This is a genomic window from Acerihabitans sp. (assembly GCF_036398755.1).
Classification (GTDB): Bacteria; Pseudomonadota; Gammaproteobacteria; order Enterobacterales; family Enterobacteriaceae; genus Acerihabitans.
In genome coordinates, this window is sequence record NZ_DASWOM010000078.1 from 19,059 (window position 1) to 35,017 (window position 15,959).

The following is a 15,959-nucleotide window of genomic DNA, read 5'->3' on the forward strand; positions in this document are numbered from 1 at the left end:
GGTTTAAGATTTAGACTATGTTGTCTACCTGAAGTATATGGTTTTGTTTACGTGGTTTAGTTAAAATTCTGCTAATTTATCGTGGCGTATCGCCTCGGTATGGGAGATGAAATGAAGCAGGCATTTCGAGTAGCGCTAGGTTTAATGATTTTATGGGCGTCCGTGCTGCATGCGGAAGTGCGAATAGAGATCACGCAAGGGGTCGATTCGGCGCGGCCGATTGGCGTTATTCCGTTTAAATGGGCGGGCCCTGGCGCCGCGCCCGAGGATATCGGCGGCATTGTCGGCGCGGATTTGCGCAACAGCGGTAAATTCAACCCTATCGATGTGGCGCGTATGCCGCAGCAGCCCGCGACGGCTGCCGAAGTCACGCCGGCGGCCTGGACCGCCCTGGGTATCGACGCGGTGGTGGTGGGGCAGATCCAACCCAGCGCCGACGGTAATTTTGTTATCTCCTATCAATTGGTTGATACGTCCGGCAACCCCGGCGCGGTATTGGAGCAAAACCAGTTTAAAGTCAAAAAATCCGATCTGCGTTACGGTGCCCATGCCGCCAGCGACGGCGTTTTTGAAAAATTGACCGGGATCAAGGGCGCGTTTCGCACCCGTATCGCTTATGTGGTGCAAACCAACGGCGGGCAGTATCCTTATGAGCTGCGCATCGCCGACTACGACGGCTTCAACCAGTTTGTGGTCCACCGGTCTCCCCAGCCGCTGATGTCGCCGGCCTGGTCGCCGGACGGCAGCAAGGTCGCGTATGTAACGTTTGAAAGCGGCCGCTCGGCGCTGGTGGTGCAGGATGTCTATAAGCAAACGGTCAGGCAGATTGCCAGCTTCCCGCAGCATAACGGCGCGCCGGCCTTTTCGCCGGACGGCTCCAAGCTGGCCTTCGCCCTGTCGAAATCCGGCAGTTTGAATATTTATGTGATGAATTTAGGCTCCGGCCAGATTACGCAGGTGACCGACGGTCGCAGCAACAACACGGAACCGACCTGGTTCCCGGATAACCAGTCCCTGGCCTATACCTCGGATCAGGGCGGTCGTCCGCAAGTGTATAAAGTGGGCATTAACGGCGGTAGCCCGCAGCGCCTTACCTGGGAAGGCTCCCAGAACCAGGATGCGGACGTGAGCGCGGACGGTAAGTTCCTGGTCATGGTCAGCAGCAACGGCGGCGCTCAGCATATCGCCAAACAGGATCTGGCAACGGGAGCCGTGCAAGTCTTAACGGCCACGTTCCTGGATGAAACACCTAGCCTCGCACCCAATGGCACCATGGTTATCTACAGCTCTACACAAGGGATGGGTTCCGTGCTACAGCTGGTTTCGATTGATGGGCGTTTCAAAGCGCGTCTTCCGGCGACTGATGGACAGGTCAAATTTCCTGCCTGGTCTCCGAATCTGTGATGCATGTGTAAATATGTATGGCAAACTATAAAAGGAAAATGAGATGCAACTGAACAAAGTGCTAAAAGGGCTGATGCTGGCCGTGCCTGTACTGGCTATCGCCGCGTGTAGTTCCCACAAAAGCGCTAACAATGGCGCGGATTCTGCCATGGGCGCTGGCACTGGTATGGACAATGCAAGCGGTGCCAATGCCTCTTCTGAAGAACAGGCTCGTCTGCAGATGCAAGAACTGCAAAGGAACAATATCGTTTACTTCGATCTTGATAAGTACGATATCCGTTCTGATTTCGCCCAGATGCTGGACGCACATGCTAACTTCCTGCGCAGCAACCCATCCTATAAAGTGACCGTTGAAGGTCATGCGGATGAACGCGGCACGCCGGAATATAACATCGCCCTGGGTGAACGTCGCGCCAATGCCGTGAAGATGTATCTTCAGGGTAAAGGCGTCTCTGTCGATCAGATCTCTATCGTATCTTACGGTAAAGAGAAACCGGCTGTACTGGGACATGACGAATCGGCTTACGCCAAAAACCGTCGTGCCGTACTGGTATACTAAGAGAATTGCATGAGCGGTAACTTCAGACATTATCTGTTAAGTCTGTCGTTGCTGGTTGGCGTAGCGGCCCCTTGGGCCGCTACCGCCCAAGCGCCAATCAGTAATGTCGGCTCCGGCTCGGTGGAAGATCGGGTCACTCAACTTGAGCGTATTTCCAACGCTCACGGCCAGCTATTAACTCAACTTCAGCAACAACTCTCCGATACCCAGCGCGATATTGATTCCTTGCGGGGTCAAATTCAGGAAAGCCAGTACCAGCTTTCCCAGGTGGTGGAGCGCCAGAAACAGATTTATCAGCAAATGGACAGCCTGAGCAGCAAAGGCGGCCAGGATGCGGCTGCGGCCACGCCGGGCGGCGGGGCGGACAACGGCGCGGCAGTCCCGGCCACAGGCGCCAGCCCGGATGCGGCGGCCCCGGCGGCGGCTTCGGACGGAACCGGCACCGGTGACGCCAATACCGATTACAATGCGGCGGTGGCTTTGGTACTGGAGAAAAAACAGTACGATCAGGGCATCATCGCGTTTCAAAATTTTGTTAAACGTTACCCGGATTCAACTTATCAGCCCAATGCCAATTACTGGCTGGGTCAGTTGAATTACAACAAAGGTAAAAAAGACGATGCGGCATATTATTTTGCCCTGGTTGTCAAAAATTACCCCAAATCACCAAAAAGTTCCGAGGCCCTGTTTAAAGTCGGGGTAATCATGCAGGAAAAAGGCCAGACCGACAAAGCCAAGGCCGTTTACCAGCAGGTTATCAAACTTTACCCCAACACTGATTCCGCCAAACAAGCACAAAAACGGCTGTCCGGTCTTTGAACCATTCAGGCCTCCAGCGAAGAATTATTCGCCGGATCCAGGCCTGGATGCTCGAAGATCAAGCAGTTGAACGTTATTGCGTAAATTTAGGTTGCGCAGAAAATTTTAGAAAGTAATATATGCCGCCGTTGCCAAGGGAAAGCGTTTATCCCCGGGCGATGGTAAAACAACGGATATCAGGGTCGTTAGCTCAGTTGGTAGAGCAGTTGACTTTTAATCAATTGGTCGCAGGTTCGAATCCTGCACGACCCACCAATTACGCAGATAGCGAGGCCAAAGGCCGAGTCCCCCTGCACACCCGCCGTTATCCGGTTATCACGCAGTAAATCCCGCCAAGGGGTCGTTAGCTCAGTTGGTAGAGCAGTTGACTTTTAATCAATTGGTCGCAGGTTCGAATCCTGCACGACCCACCAATTTCGAAAAGTCCTCCAATTTTTTTAGCCAATACATTTCTATATATTGTGCGTGTCGTGCGGATTTGAACCTGCGCAGGTTCGAGTCGAGCGCAGCGAGACAACGTTGCCGGCACGGCAGCTTATCCCCAAAAATTTTGCGGTATTGCGCTCTGTTTCGCACATATCGACTAGTGTGCCGCCGTAAAATCCATTATGGTTTTCGTTCTGCGTCGTTCGGCATGCCACAAATTATATAAACTAAACAAAAAAATAAAAAATAACAAAATTAGCAGGACATTTGGCTAAAAATTGTTTATTTTGTTTAGTATATAAAACACACGCGCTGCATAGACTGTCCGATCGCCTTCCACGGCGCCCAGCCCATGCGCGGGGACTGATCAGGATACAAGCAATGAGCGAAGTGTTGGATGTCAATGCGGCCATCTATCCTTTCCCACCCAAACCGCGCGCCCTGAGCGCGGATGAAAAACAATTCTATTATGAAAAAATCGCGCGGTTGCTAAAGCAGCGCAACGCCGTTATGGTCGCCCACTATTATACCGACCCGGAAATCCAGGCGCTGGCGGAGGCGACCGGCGGCTGTGTGGCGGATTCCCTTGAAATGGCGCGGTTCGGCAGCACCCATCCGGCCACCACGCTGCTGGTGGCCGGCGTAAGGTTTATGGGCGAAACGGCGAAAATACTCAGCCCGGAGAAAACGGTGCTGATGCCTACGCTGAAAGCTGAATGCTCGCTGGATCTGGGATGCCCGGTGGAGGCGTTCAGCGCGTTTTGCGATGCCCATCCGGACCGCACCGTCGTGGTCTATGCCAATACCTCCGCGGCGGTTAAGGCGCGCGCCGATTGGGTTGTCACCTCAAGCATCGCCGTGGATCTTATCGAGCATCTTGATAGCCTGGGTGAAAAGATCATCTGGGCGCCGGACCGGCATCTCGGCCGTTATGTGCAAAACCAAACCGGCGCGGATATTTTATGCTGGCAGAGCGCTTGTATTGTGCACGACGAGTTCAAGACCCAGGCATTGCTCAACATGAAGCGGCTTTATCCTGACGCGGCGGTGCTGGTGCATCCCGAGTCGCCGCAGGCCGTTGTCGCCCTGGCCGATGCGGTCGGCTCGACCAGCCAGCTTATCCAGGCGGCAAAAACCCTGCCGCAGCGGCAAATGATCGTCGCAACCGATCGCGGCATTTTTTATAAAATGCAGCAGGCCTGCCCGGATAAAACCCTGTTCGAAGCGCCCACCGCCGGCGACGGCGCTACCTGCCGCAGCTGCGCCCATTGTCCCTGGATGGCCATGAACGGCCTGAAAGCCGTCGCTGACGGCCTTCTGCACGGTGGGGGAGACCATGAGATACAGGTGCCGGATGAATTGCGTGTCAAGGCGCTGGTGCCGTTAAACCGCATGTTGGCTTTTGCCGCCGAACTCAAGGTACGCGTTACCGGCAACGCTTAGTGATGATGATGGGCATGGGCCAGCCCGCCGCCTTCGGTGATGCCGCAATCGTCTTCGGGGCACGTCTGGTATTCCATCTGCACCGTGGCATGGCTGATATGATAATGGGCCAGCAGGAAATCCTGGATCTGGTGCAACAGGGCATCGTGATCGTAGGGCGGGATTACCTGTGCATGCAGGGTCATCAGGGGCTTCTCCCCCACCTGCCAGATATGGACATGATGAATATTGCGTACTTCGGGAATGTTAAGCGACAGGTCGCGCTTGAGTTTCTCGATATCGATACGGCTGGGCGTGCCCTCGAGCAGCTCATGCAGGCTTTCCCGCATCAGCCGCCAGCCGCTGCGCAGCACCAGGCATGAAACCAGCATGGATAAAATCGGGTCGATGGGCATCCAGCCGGTCATCAATATCACCACCGCCGCGATAATCGCCCCGACGGAGCCTAATAAATCCCCCAGCACATGCAGCGCGGCGGCGCGCAGATTGATGTTTTTTTCCCCTTCGCCCCCATGCAGCAGCCAGAAAGAAAGCAGATTGGCCAGCAGGCCAGCCACGGCGATGATCATCATGCTCCAGCCGGCCACGGGATGGGGATGGTAAAAACGCCGTATCGCCTCCCAGACAATAAGCGCCGTAATCGCCAGCAGGGCCAGCGCATTAACAAAGGCCGCCAGGGTGGTCAGCCTCAGATAGCCAAAGGTATGCCGGCTATTGGGCTTACGGGTGGCAAAACGCACGGCCAGCAAGGCCATAAGCAACGCGGCCGCGTCGGTCAGCATATGCCCCGCATCGGCCAGCAGCGCCAGCGATCCCGACAGCAGGCCGCCCGCCACTTCCACGGCCATAAATACGGCCGTAACGGCAAACGCCGCCAGCAGGCGTTTATTATTGCCGTTATCCGCCGCCCCGTGCCCGTGGACTTCCGAGTGGTCATGTGTCGTTGCCATAGATTTTCCTGTGAAAAGCCCCATGTACCAATCATGATAATACCCGAACAGGCGCCAGGAAACGAAGGGTTGCCGTAGGGTATTCTCAGGTTATTATGCCTGCGCCGGCGCGTTGCACGCCATGGGCAAATGCCGTCCCGCCGTTTAGCGCCGAAATACTATGCTTTATCATGCTATGCTTTATAATAAACGCGCCCAGGGTTATGACGGCCGGCAGCCATGAAATAGGCAAAAAAAAAGAAATCAGGCTAATCGCTGATTTCTCCTGTTAAAACTGAATAAAGCAGGCATCGCCTGCCATGTTCAATATTTAGTTGGTGGTGCCATCGGTTTTAGTGGCCTCGGTTGTGCCGCTTTTGCCGGTTTCCACTTTTGAATTGGTATCCGGACAACGTCCGTCTTTACACATGGTGTTTTTGTGTATTTCGGCGGCGTTCAAATCGGCGTTGGCGTCGGTACTGCCGGTCTTGGAGGTATCGGTGCCGCCGGTATTGATCTTGTCGTTGCTGACGCCGTTAGGCGCGGTATTGTCCTTGGAGCCGGCGCCGCCGGATTGGTTTTGCTGGCCGTTATTGGCGTCGGTGCTGCCGGCCGAGGCGCTTGCCGCAAGGGCCGCGCCGCTGCTCAAAGCCATAACTGCGGAAAAGAACAACATTGCCATTTTCTTCGTGGTAGTGGTTTGCATATTATTTTCCCTCTTTCGTGCCAGGGGTGATTATCAAACCCGCATTTCTCGCTGTTTTGCGGGCGCAAAACCTCACCGAGGCGCACCCAATGGCCTCGCAAGGAAATGATAGGCCACAAGTACGAGAGGGTTAAGTTCCCGTTATCGTTGGCATATCACAATTTAATGATAGCCAAGAATCGGCAATTATCAAATTTCAAGGCGATTTACTGGCGAAAGCCTTAAAAGCATGTGTACGGTATGAATCACAACGGCTAAATTAAACGGCATGAATTCATGATGTTATGAACAAGATGTTGTAGACGATACGTTGTGGATAGTCGCAGCAGTCTGGAGAGAAGACGGACCCACTATGAATTACCTTAACGACGACTTAAGAATCAGAGAGATTAAAGAATTATTGCCGCCGGTGGCGTTGCTGGAAAAATTCCCGGCAAGCGATCGGGCCGCCAGGACGGTATCGGGCGCGCGCTCCGCTATCCATAAAATCCTGAAGGGCAACGACGATCGCTTACTGGTGGTGATCGGTCCTTGTTCCATTCACGATACCGGGGCGGCGATAGAGTATGCCGCGCGTTTGCTCGCGCTGCGCAAGCAACTGGGCGGCGAGTTGGAAATCGTGATGCGGGTATATTTTGAAAAGCCGCGCACCACCGTGGGCTGGAAAGGACTTATCAACGATCCGTTAATGGATAACAGCTTCCAGATTAACGAAGGACTGCGCATTGCCCGTAAACTCCTGCTGGATATCAACGATTCCGGCCTGCCGGCCGCGGGGGAGTTTCTGGATATGATTACCCCGCAATATGTCGCGGACCTGATGAGCTGGGGCGCCATCGGCGCGCGCACCACCGAGTCCCAGGTGCATCGGGAACTGGCCTCGGGCCTCTCCTGTCCGGTGGGATTTAAAAACGGTACCGACGGCACCATCAAGGTCGCCATTGACGCCATTAACGCCGCCGGCGCCGCCCATTGCTTCCTGTCGGTAACCAAGTGGGGCCATTCAGCCATCGTCAACACCAGCGGCAACAGCGACTGCCATATCATATTGCGCGGCGGCAGGGAGCCAAATTACAGCGCTCATCACGTTAACGCGGTGAAAGTGGGATTGGCCAAGGCCAACCTGCCCGCCCAGGTGATGATCGATTTCAGCCATGCCAACAGCAGCAAGCAATATAAAAAACAGATGGATGTCGCGCGGGACGTATGCGCGCAGCTGGCGGCCGGCGAAAAGGGCATTATCGGCGTGATGGTGGAAAGCCATTTGGTGGAGGGCAACCAGAGCCTTGAGGGCGGTGAGCCCCTGGTCTATGGCAAAAGCATTACCGATGCCTGCATAGGCTGGCCGGATACCGAGCTCATGTTAAACCAGTTGGCCCAGGCGGTACGGGCGCGGCGGGAGTTGGCGGGGCCGGATATCCATCCGGGGGCCTGAAAAAACAATGCCGGATAGTACCTATCCGGCAAAAAAAAGCGGGTTTGCCTTCTTTATTCTCCCGACGCGCGCCGGGGGAAGTTCAGGGTTATTTGGCTTTACCCTGGTTGGCTACCGCGGCGGCCTTGGCGGCGATTTCCGCGGCGTTGCCCAGGTAGTAGTGCTTAACCGGCTTCATGTTTTCATCGAATTCATAAACCAGCGGCACGCCGGTCGGGATATTCAGCTCAAGAATGTCTTCTTCGCTCATATTATCCAGGAATTTCACCAATGCGCGAATCGAGTTGCCGTGCGCGGCGATAATGACGCGCTCGCCTTTTTTCATGCGCGGTAAAATGGTGTCGTTCCAGTAAGGGGTAACGCGATCGATGGTCAGCGCCAGGCTTTCGGTGGTTGGCAGCTCAGCGGCGGTCAGTTTTGCGTAGCGGGCGTCATGGCCTGGGAAGCGTTCGTCATCACGGGTTAATTCCGGCGGCGTAACGGCAAAACCGCGGCGCCATTGCTTAACCTGTTCGTCGCCGTATTTTTCAGCGGTTTCGGATTTGTTCAGGCCTTGCAGCGCGCCGTAATGGCGTTCGTTCAGGCGCCAGGATTTTTCCACCGGCAGCCAGGCCTGATCCAGTTCGTCCAGGATATTCCACAGGGTATGGATGGCGCGTTTTAACACGGACGTGTAGGCAAAATCGAAGGTAAAGCCTTCCGCTTTCAGCTGTTGACCCGCTTGCTTCGCTTCAGTACGGCCCTTGTCGGACAAATCAACGTCCGTCCAGCCGGTGAAACGATTTTCATTGTTCCACTGGCTTTCACCGTGTCGTACCAGAACCAGTTTAGTTACAGCCATCGCTTGACTCCTTAAAGTCTAAAGATTTTTATGAATACTATTAGCATTATATTGCCTGGCCGGGCTGGGCGGCAACCGCATAAGGTCAAACATAGCGAAATAAATGGCTTGGCGATAGCGCTTATAGCGCGACAAACTGATAACGGGTTGATGATTGATAGGTTTCACCGGGTTTTAGCCAGCAATCCGGCTGCGGCCACTCCGGATGGTTCGGGCTATCGGGCAGGAATTCGCTTTCCAGCGCCACCCCGCTGTAGTTTTGATAATCGCCGCCCTGGCGCGCCGGCGTGCCGGCCAGGAAATTGCCGGTGTACAGCTGCAGCGCCGGCGCGGTGGTGAAAACCTTGAGCAAAACCTGATTATCCGCCGACCATAGCTGGGCGGCGGGCGTTTCGCCGTCCCCACAGGCGGGGTAGAGCAGATAGGCGTGATCATACCCTTTCATGCGCTGCTGATCGCGATCGCGCAGAAAATCCTGGGCGATGGTCTTGGGCTGGCGAAAATCCATGCCGGTATTTTCCACATCGGCTAACGGCGCGCAGGGTATGCCTTCGCTGTCCACCGGCAGGTATTGCGTGGCGTAGATCTGTAGTTTTTGCCGGCGCACATCGCTGTTGGCGCCGTCCAGATGGAAATAGGCATGATTGGTCAGGTTTACCGGGCACGCCTTATCCACCGTTGCCCGATAGTCAATGGCCACCTGGCCGTCGTCGGTTACCGTATATCGCACCTCGGCGATCAGATTCCCCGGGAACCCCTGATCGCCGTCGGCGGACTCCAGGCGGAACAGCACCGAGGTCAGGGTATGCTCGGCGCATAACCAGCGCCGGGCGTGGAATCCCTGCGGCCCGCCGTGCAGCTGATGCGCTCCCTGGTTGGCGCTAAGCGGCCAGGTGGCGCCGCCACGAGTTAGGGCAGCCTTGGCGATGCGGTTGGCGTAGCGGCCGACGGTCGCGCCCAGATAAGCCGCCTGATGGGTGTATTCCTGCGGCGAGGGGCAGCCCAGCAGCACCTCGCGCCTGTCGCCTGATTTCAGCGGCAGTTGGCAGGAAAGCCAGGTGGCGCCCCAATCCATCAAGGTTATCTGGACGCCTTGTTCGGTTCCCAGGGTGACGCATTGGAACGGCTGGCCGTCAGGGGCGATGCCGGATTCATACTCTTTCAGCATAGGGAGGTTCCTTCACTCGCATGACACACATAAAACGTCTCTTTCAGGCCGGTTTTTGCTTCGTACCGATCGGCAACCGCCTGGCGCACCGTATCCACTAGTCCGGTCGGCATCAAGGCCACGATACATCCGCCAAAACCGCCGCCGGTCATACGCACGCCGCCGTTATCGCCGATTTCACGCTTCACGATGTCCACCAGCGCGTCAATGGGCGGCACGGTGATTTCGAAGTCGTCGCGCATCGAGGCATGTGACTGCGCCATCAGGCTGCCCATCAGGCCCAGATCTCCCGCGGCCAGGGCATCCGCCGCCGCCAGCGTGCGCGCGTTTTCCGTCAGGACGTGGCGCACCCGTTTGGCGACGACAGGATCCAATTCATGTTCAACGGCGGCGAACTGGCTTAATTCCACATCGCGCAGCTTATCGGCGGTAAAAAATCGCGCGCCGGTTTCGCACTGTTCGCGCCTAGCATTATATTCGCTGTCCACCAGCCCGCGTTTGACGTTGGAATTGATAATCACCACCGCCACGTTATCCGGCATCGGCACCGCGCGCGTGCCCAATGTACGGCAATCGATCAGCAGGGCGTGGTTATCCTTGCCCAGCGCCGAGATCAGCTGATCCATAATGCCGCAGTTACAGCCGACAAACTGGTTTTCCGCTTCCTGGCCGTTCAGCGCCAGGGCGACATTGTCGAGCGCCAGGTGATAAAGCGTTTGTATCGCTTTACCCACCGCCACCTCCAGCGATGCCGAGGAGCTTAAGCCCGCGCCCTGCGGGACATTGCCGCTCAGTACCAAATCGGCGCCGCCGAAGTGCGGGTCGCGTTGTTGCAGATGTTTGATCACGCCGCGCACATAATTGGACCATTGCTGGGTCGGATGAGACAAAATTGGCTCATCCAGTGAAAAAATATCTTGCTCGCCGTCACAATCCACGGCAATAACCCGGATTTGACGATCGTCTCGTTTTGCCGCGCTCACCACCGTCGCATAATCAATGGCGCAGGGCAGCACGAAACCATCATTATAATCGGTATGTTCACCAATCAGGTTAACGCGGCCGGGGGCTTGTACCGTCAGGGTTGCGTCATGGCCGTAGGATTGGCGGAAAACGGCTTCAGTGGTATTTTTTAACGTCATTGCGCTACTCCAGATTCCCGAAAATGAATATCGCTGACCGCGCGCAGGCGATCGCTGGCTTGTTCAGCGGTCAGGTCACGCTGGGTTTCCGCCAGCATTTCATAACCGACCATAAATTTCCGCACCGTTGCCGAACGTAACAGCGGCGGATAAAAGTGGGCGTGCAACTGCCAGTGGCCATGGTCCCCGCCGAGATAGGGCGCGCCGTGCCAGCCCATAGAATAAGGAAAGGAGCAGTTAAATAAATTATCGTAACGGCTGGTCAGCTTTTTAATCGCCACGGCCAGATCGGCGCTTTGCGCGCGATCCAGGTCGTCTATGCGCAACACATGGGCCTTGGGCAGCAGCAGGGTCTCAAACGGCCAGGCCGCCCAATAGGGCACGACCGCCAGCCAGTGTTCGGTCTCCACGACCGTGCGCGCGCCGTCGGCCAGCTCCAGCTTCAGGTAATCCATCAGCAGCGGGGAATGCTGTTGTAAAAAATAGTCACGCTGCAACCGGTCTTCGCGCTCGGCCTCGTTGGGCAAAAAACTGTTGGCCCAAATCTGGCCGTGAGGGTGGGGGTTGGAGCAGCCCATGGCCGCGCCTTTATTTTCAAACACCTGTACCCAGGGATAGGTTTTGCCCAAATCGGCGCTCTGCTCCCGCCAGGCCGCGATCACCGCTTCAAGCGCCGGCAACGATAACTCCGGCAGGGTCTTGCTATGATCGGGTGAAAAACAGATAACGCGGCTGGTGCCGCGCGCGCTTTCGCAGCGCATCAGCGGATTATCGCCGGCCGGCGCGTCCGGCGTGTCGGTCATCAGCGCGGCAAAATCATTGGTAAATACATAGGTGGTGGTGTAATCGGGGTTTTTATCACCCGAGACGCGGGTATTGCCCGGACAAAGAAAACAGTCGGGATCGTGCCGGGGCAGGGTTTGCACCGACGGCGTTTCCTGCTGGCCCTGCCACGGGCGCTTGGCGCGGTGCGGCGATACCAATACCCATTGTCCGCTGAGCGGGTTGTACCGGCGATGGGGATGATCGACGGGGTTAAACTGCAGCATACTCTCTCCTGAAACTCAATCTGGATAACCGTTCGGGTGGCGCGACTGCCAGCGCCAGGTGTCGGCGGCCATCTCTTCCAACGAGCGGCTTACCCGCCAGTGTAAATCACGTGCGGCCTTATCCGCCAAGGCCCAATAGGCGGCCTGGTCACCCGCGCGGCGCGGCGCAAAATGATAGGGCACCGGCTTGCCGCAGGCATGGCTAAAGGCGTTCACCACGTCCAGTACGCTGTGTCCAACGCCGGCGCCAAGGTTATAGATATGGGTGCCTGGTTTACCCCGCAGCGCTTGCAGCGCCGCGACATGGCCGTCGGCCAGATCCATGACATGAATATAGTCGCGTACGCCGGTGCCGTCATGGGTGGGGAAATCATGGCCGAAGATTGCCAGTGAGGGACGGCGCCCCACCGCAACCTGGGCGATATACGGCATCAGGTTATTGGGAATGCCCTGGGGATCTTCGCCCATTTCGCCGGAGGGATGGGCGCCGGCCGGGTTAAAGTAGCGTAATAACGTCATGCTCCATTCCGGCTCGGCGCGCTGCGCGTCCGTCAGTATCTGCTCGACCATCAGCTTGCTGCGGCCATAGGGGCTGGATGGCGCTCCGGCGGGGAGGCTTTCGTCATAAGGAACGATGGGCTGATCGCCATAAACGGTGGCGGAAGAGCTGAAAATCAGGGTCTTGACGCCCGCCGCGCGCATGGCTTCCACCAGCGCCAGGGTGCCGTAGACATTGTTATCGTAGTAATCCAGCGGTTTTTGCACCGACTCGCCTACCGCTTTGAGACCGGCGAAGTGGATAACGGCATCGATGTCGTGTTCGGCAAAAATTCGCGCCAATAACGCTTTATCGCGCACGTCGCCGCGGTAAAACACGGGTTTTGTCCGGCTAAGACGCGCCAGCGCGTCAAGCGCGCTGCTTTTGCTGTTGCTCAGGTTATCCAAAATGATCGGGTTAAAACCGGCAGCGTTAAGTTGCAGGCAGGCATGACTGCCAATGTAACCGCTACCACCCGTCACCAATATAGACATTTGCGACTCCTGTATCCTTTTATCGGGATAAATTAGCATGGCTAGAACCTTAAAAAGGTGATCATGTCGATAAAAATGAAATCGATTACATTCAATGTTAGCGCATTTTTTGCCGTAATGCCCCGGCAAAACCGGAAGACTTAACGATTATCAAGATTGAATGCCGCAACGGGGCCGGGAAAAAAGATAACGTTCTCAGCCTGCGCTGCGGCGGCGCCACCGCGCAGGCATGGCGGCGGCGCTGGGGCTAACGTTTCACTCAGGGGCTATGCGCGCAGGTCATCGATCTGATAACGGTAGCGGTCATCCTGCGGTACAAAGGTCAGCCGATGGGTAATACAGCCAGGGGCGTCTTCCGCGTGATGGGAAACAAACAGCAACTGGGTTTCGCCTTCGCCGATCAGCACGTCGATCCAACGGCGCACCAACTGCCGGTTAAGCGGATCAAGCCCCTGCAGCGGCTCGTCAAGGATTAACAGCGCGGGGTGCTTGACCAGGGCGCGGGCGATAAGCACCAGGCGCTGCTGTCCCCAGGACAAGCCGTGGAACGGGGCATCCGCCGCCGCCTCAAGACCCAGCAATTGCAGCCACTGGCGGGTCAATAGCCGCTGGCGATCCGACACCGCCTGATAGACGCCGATGGAATCGAAAAAACCGGATAAAATCACGCTGCGCGCGCTGGCGCTGACCCGGTAATCCAGATGCAGGCTGCTGCTGACATAGCCGATATGGCGTTTAATATCCCAGATCGTTTCGCCGCTGCCGCGACGCCGGCCAAACAGCGTTAAATCGTTGCTGTAGCCCTGGGCATGATCGCCGGTAACCAGGCTGAGCAGGGTGGATTTGCCGGCGCCGTTCGGGCCGACGATTTGCCAGTGCTGGCCCGGCAAGACTTCCCAGTCCAGCTGATGCAGGATCGGCCGGTCCTGGTAGGAGACCACGCCATTGCGCAGGGTAATAAGCGGCAGATCGGCGGGCAGGGCGGCCTTTTGCCCGGGTATCTCGGTCTCCGGCAGGCGGATGCCGGCAAGGGATTCCGCATGCGCCAACTGCGCCACCAGCGCCTCGGCCAGCAGCGTGGCGCGATCGCCGGTGCAGGTTAACGCGCAATCCACCAGGATCCCGACGTTATCCATATAGTCGGGAATATCGTCAAAACGGTTAAGCACCAGCACCAGGGTCATGGAAGGATCCGCCAGGACGCGCAGCATATCGGCAAGCTGCGCCCTTGAGGTCACATCCAGTCCGTCAAAGGGTTCATCCAGGATCAGCAGGTCAGGCCGGGCCATCAGCGCCTGGCACAGCAGGGTTTTACGCGTCTCGCCGGTGGACAGGTATTTAAATCGGCGCGCAAGCAGATGCGTGATGCCGAACCGCCCGGCGAGCTCATCGCATAGCGCCGGGTCGCAGATATCCTGCTGGATGATTTCCGCGGTGGTACGTCCGGTATCCTCCTCGCCATCGCTCAGCAGATCGGTGTTGTTGCGTTGCCATTCCTGTCCGACCAGTTTTTGCAGTTGCTCCAAAGAAAGGCGGGAGACCCGTTGATAATCGCTGTGCCGCTCGCCGGACAAGAGCGTCAAATCACCGGATAGGGCGCGGGCAAGGGAGGACTTGCCGCTGCCGTTGGCGCCGACAAAGGCCCAACGCTCTCCGCTGCGCAGTTCCAGTTCCCCGATGCTAAGCCGGCGGTCATCGCTAAGACGAAACGATCCTTGCGAAATATGCAATAACGACATTTATTATTCCTGTTTATGCAACTTAGAACCTCAGCATCATAATTTTACCGTCCAAAGTCAATGTGTGGGCGCGCTTTCAGCACAGCGTGGCGATGATCACCTGGTCGGCATTAAAATATGCTGTAATTGGCAGATCCAGCGATAAATGTTGCTCGCCCACCGCGGTTTTGGGCAGGGTGGCGCACAGGATTTCTCCGCCGGTAAGGCGCAGCAGGGCTTCGACGTTATCGTCGCCCTGCTCAAGCTGCGTTAATGTGCCGTGCAGGACGTTATCGGCGCCGGCGATATCGACGTGTCCGGCGCGCAACGACACCCAGGGCGCTTTGATAAGCAACAGCACTTCCTTACCCGGCGCCAGCAGCAGCCGGTCGGCGCTGCGCTGGGTCAAGGCCACCTTCAGGCGCGTCCGTCCGTCCGCCAGCAGAATATCGACGTGCTGCTGCACCTGCTGGTGGCTGCGCGTGAGCACGGTGCCGAAAAACTGGTTGCGGGCGCTGGTTTGCAGCGAAAAGCGCGAAATGGCCGCCAGCAGGCTATCAAGCGGGAGCCTATCGTCTTGCAGTACGTTAAAAGCCTTTTGCTGGATTTGGCCTAACAGATCGTAGAGCTGCAGCAGCCGCTCGGCATAGCGGGTAAGCGTGGCGCCGCCGCCGCCTTTGCCGCCGGTGGCGCGCTCAACCAGGGTTTGTTCCGCCAGCTCGTTCATGGCGCTGATGGCGTCCCAGGCGCTTTTATAGCTGATGCCCGCCAGTTTGGCGCCCTGGCTGATGGAGCCGGTGTGCTTGATCTGCTTGAGCAGGGCGATACGCCGGGGATCGGCAAAAAGGCGTTGCTGGAGTTTCAAGGTGAGGAGAATTTCGGCCTGCATGCCTGTGCGCCCTGTTTGATATTAAGCGTTGCGTATGGCGACGCGTGAAGATTGCAGCGAATTGTCGCCGATCTTGTGCGGACGGGCAAATACCCCCTGGCCGCGTATGCGCTTTCTGCGAGGTATAACATAAAAAGCCTAAGCCGCCGCGTCATAAACTGGTATAAAGAGCAATAAGCATAGCAAAAACGCCGGCGACAGCGGCATGATACGAGGTGAAGATGTTAGAGTTACTGGAAAGCCTGTTAATGGTAGTACTGATGGTGCCGGTGGTGATGGTGCTCATTCTTGGGTCGATTTATGGCCTGGGCGAGCTGTTTAATCTGATATCGAAAATCGGCAAGCCCAAACAGAAGCGTGACCCCCATGCCAATGATAAGCGCGGTGCCGACGCGCATT

The 15,959-nt window shown here is 56.8% G+C and carries 15 protein-coding genes and 2 tRNA genes; 8 read left to right on the forward strand and 9 right to left on the reverse strand.

Annotated features, from left to right (window positions below; translation table 11 throughout):
- Positions 1-111 precede the first annotated feature (111 nt).
- From tolB to nadA, 6 genes are all read left to right on the forward strand, one after another.
- Positions 112-1,404, forward strand: coding sequence for a Tol-Pal system beta propeller repeat protein TolB (tolB, locus tag VGC33_RS12940; RefSeq protein WP_331121176.1), 1,293 nt, complete (start codon positions 112-114; stop codon positions 1,402-1,404).
- A 43-nt stretch (positions 1,405-1,447) separates the two neighbouring features.
- Positions 1,448-1,963 carry a peptidoglycan-associated lipoprotein Pal gene (pal, locus tag VGC33_RS12945; protein ID WP_331121177.1) on the forward strand — a complete coding sequence of 172 codons (516 nt, stop codon included), beginning with the start codon at positions 1,448-1,450 and terminating at the stop codon, positions 1,961-1,963.
- A 9-nt stretch (positions 1,964-1,972) separates the two neighbouring features.
- A complete protein-coding gene (gene cpoB / locus VGC33_RS12950) occupies positions 1,973-2,782 on the forward strand; it encodes a cell division protein CpoB (protein ID WP_331121178.1) in 810 nt (269 codons plus the stop codon).
- 179 nt (positions 2,783-2,961) lie between these two features.
- Positions 2,962-3,037: transfer RNA gene (locus VGC33_RS12955), tRNA-Lys, on the forward strand.
- An 82-nt stretch (positions 3,038-3,119) separates the two neighbouring features.
- Positions 3,120-3,195 (forward strand) — tRNA-Lys (locus VGC33_RS12960).
- A gap of 394 nt (positions 3,196-3,589) precedes the next feature.
- On the forward strand, positions 3,590-4,651 hold the full coding sequence (gene nadA, locus VGC33_RS12965; protein WP_331121179.1) for a quinolinate synthase NadA: 1,062 nt from the start codon (positions 3,590-3,592) through the stop codon (positions 4,649-4,651).
- Here nadA and zitB read toward each other — a convergent pair.
- Positions 4,648-5,601: a CDF family zinc transporter ZitB gene (gene zitB / locus VGC33_RS12970; protein ID WP_331121180.1), complete on the reverse strand. Its 954-nt coding sequence runs from the start codon at positions 5,599-5,601 to the stop codon at positions 4,648-4,650. The two genes, nadA and zitB, sit on opposite strands and share 4 nt — an antisense overlap.
- A 310-nt stretch (positions 5,602-5,911) precedes the next feature.
- On the reverse strand, positions 5,912-6,286 hold the full coding sequence (locus tag VGC33_RS12975) for a protein YbgS (protein ID WP_331121181.1): 375 nt from the start codon (positions 6,284-6,286) through the stop codon (positions 5,912-5,914).
- Positions 6,287-6,638: 352 nt separating this feature from the next.
- Between VGC33_RS12975 and aroG the strand changes: the two genes are divergently transcribed.
- The gene (aroG, locus tag VGC33_RS12980; protein WP_331121182.1) at positions 6,639-7,721 is read left to right on the forward strand and encodes a 3-deoxy-7-phosphoheptulonate synthase AroG; all 1,083 of its coding nucleotides are present in this window, start codon (positions 6,639-6,641) and stop codon (positions 7,719-7,721) included.
- 88 nt (positions 7,722-7,809) lie between these two features.
- On the opposite strand, the gene gpmA is transcribed toward aroG, so the two are convergent.
- The 7 genes from gpmA to modE form a co-directional block, all read right to left on the reverse strand.
- Positions 7,810-8,562 carry a 2,3-diphosphoglycerate-dependent phosphoglycerate mutase gene (gpmA, locus tag VGC33_RS12985; protein ID WP_331121183.1) on the reverse strand — a complete coding sequence of 251 codons (753 nt, stop codon included), beginning with the start codon at positions 8,560-8,562 and terminating at the stop codon, positions 7,810-7,812.
- A gap of 121 nt (positions 8,563-8,683) precedes the next feature.
- Complete coding sequence (gene galM, locus VGC33_RS12990; protein WP_331121184.1) at positions 8,684-9,730, reverse strand: galactose-1-epimerase; 1,047 nt, start codon at positions 9,728-9,730, stop codon at positions 8,684-8,686.
- Entirely contained in the window at positions 9,724-10,872 is a 1,149-nt protein-coding gene (galK, locus tag VGC33_RS12995) for a galactokinase (RefSeq protein ID WP_331121185.1), read from the reverse strand. Before galK ends, galM begins: the two co-directional genes overlap by 7 nt.
- On the reverse strand, positions 10,869-11,921 hold the full coding sequence (gene galT, locus VGC33_RS13000; RefSeq protein WP_331121186.1) for a galactose-1-phosphate uridylyltransferase: 1,053 nt from the start codon (positions 11,919-11,921) through the stop codon (positions 10,869-10,871). The genes galK and galT overlap by 4 nt, the downstream gene beginning before the upstream one ends.
- Positions 11,922-11,936: 15 nt before the next feature.
- On the reverse strand, positions 11,937-12,953 hold the full coding sequence (galE, locus tag VGC33_RS13005) for a UDP-glucose 4-epimerase GalE (RefSeq protein ID WP_331121187.1): 1,017 nt from the start codon (positions 12,951-12,953) through the stop codon (positions 11,937-11,939).
- Positions 12,954-13,219: 266 nt separating this feature from the next.
- On the reverse strand, positions 13,220-14,692 hold the full coding sequence (gene modF / locus VGC33_RS13010; protein ID WP_331121188.1) for a molybdate ABC transporter ATP-binding protein ModF: 1,473 nt from the start codon (positions 14,690-14,692) through the stop codon (positions 13,220-13,222).
- A gap of 76 nt (positions 14,693-14,768) precedes the next feature.
- Positions 14,769-15,560, reverse strand: coding sequence for a molybdenum-dependent transcriptional regulator ModE (modE, locus tag VGC33_RS13015; RefSeq protein WP_331121189.1), 792 nt, complete (start codon positions 15,558-15,560; stop codon positions 14,769-14,771).
- Positions 15,561-15,781: 221 nt separating this feature from the next.
- Here modE and VGC33_RS13020 point away from each other — a divergent pair.
- On the forward strand, positions 15,782-15,959 hold a 178-nt coding region (locus VGC33_RS13020), incomplete at its 3' end, for an AcrZ family multidrug efflux pump-associated protein (RefSeq protein WP_331121191.1).

Excerpts from the sequence above, each read along its gene's own strand:
- galE (WP_331121187.1), bottom strand. The coding sequence starts at position 12,953 with ATGTCTATATTGGTGACGGGTGGTAGCGGTTACATTGGCAGTCATGCC.
- tolB (WP_331121176.1), top strand. The coding sequence starts at position 112 with ATGAAGCAGGCATTTCGAGTAGCGCTAGGTTTAATGATTTTATGGGCG.
- VGC33_RS12975 (WP_331121181.1), bottom strand. The coding sequence starts at position 6,286 with ATGCAAACCACTACCACGAAGAAAATGGCAATGTTGTTCTTTTCCGCA.
- nadA (WP_331121179.1), top strand. The coding sequence starts at position 3,590 with ATGAGCGAAGTGTTGGATGTCAATGCGGCCATCTATCCTTTCCCACCC.
- modE (WP_331121189.1), bottom strand. The coding sequence starts at position 15,560 with ATGCAGGCCGAAATTCTCCTCACCTTGAAACTCCAGCAACGCCTTTTT.
- galT (WP_331121186.1), bottom strand. The coding sequence starts at position 11,921 with ATGCTGCAGTTTAACCCCGTCGATCATCCCCATCGCCGGTACAACCCG.
- cpoB (WP_331121178.1), top strand. The coding sequence starts at position 1,973 with ATGAGCGGTAACTTCAGACATTATCTGTTAAGTCTGTCGTTGCTGGTT.
- modF (WP_331121188.1), bottom strand. The coding sequence starts at position 14,692 with ATGTCGTTATTGCATATTTCGCAAGGATCGTTTCGTCTTAGCGATGAC.
- gpmA (WP_331121183.1), bottom strand. The coding sequence starts at position 8,562 with ATGGCTGTAACTAAACTGGTTCTGGTACGACACGGTGAAAGCCAGTGG.
- galM (WP_331121184.1), bottom strand. The coding sequence starts at position 9,730 with ATGCTGAAAGAGTATGAATCCGGCATCGCCCCTGACGGCCAGCCGTTC.
- zitB (WP_331121180.1), bottom strand. The coding sequence starts at position 5,601 with ATGGCAACGACACATGACCACTCGGAAGTCCACGGGCACGGGGCGGCG.
- aroG (WP_331121182.1), top strand. The coding sequence starts at position 6,639 with ATGAATTACCTTAACGACGACTTAAGAATCAGAGAGATTAAAGAATTA.
- galK (WP_331121185.1), bottom strand. The coding sequence starts at position 10,872 with ATGACGTTAAAAAATACCACTGAAGCCGTTTTCCGCCAATCCTACGGC.
- pal (WP_331121177.1), top strand. The coding sequence starts at position 1,448 with ATGCAACTGAACAAAGTGCTAAAAGGGCTGATGCTGGCCGTGCCTGTA.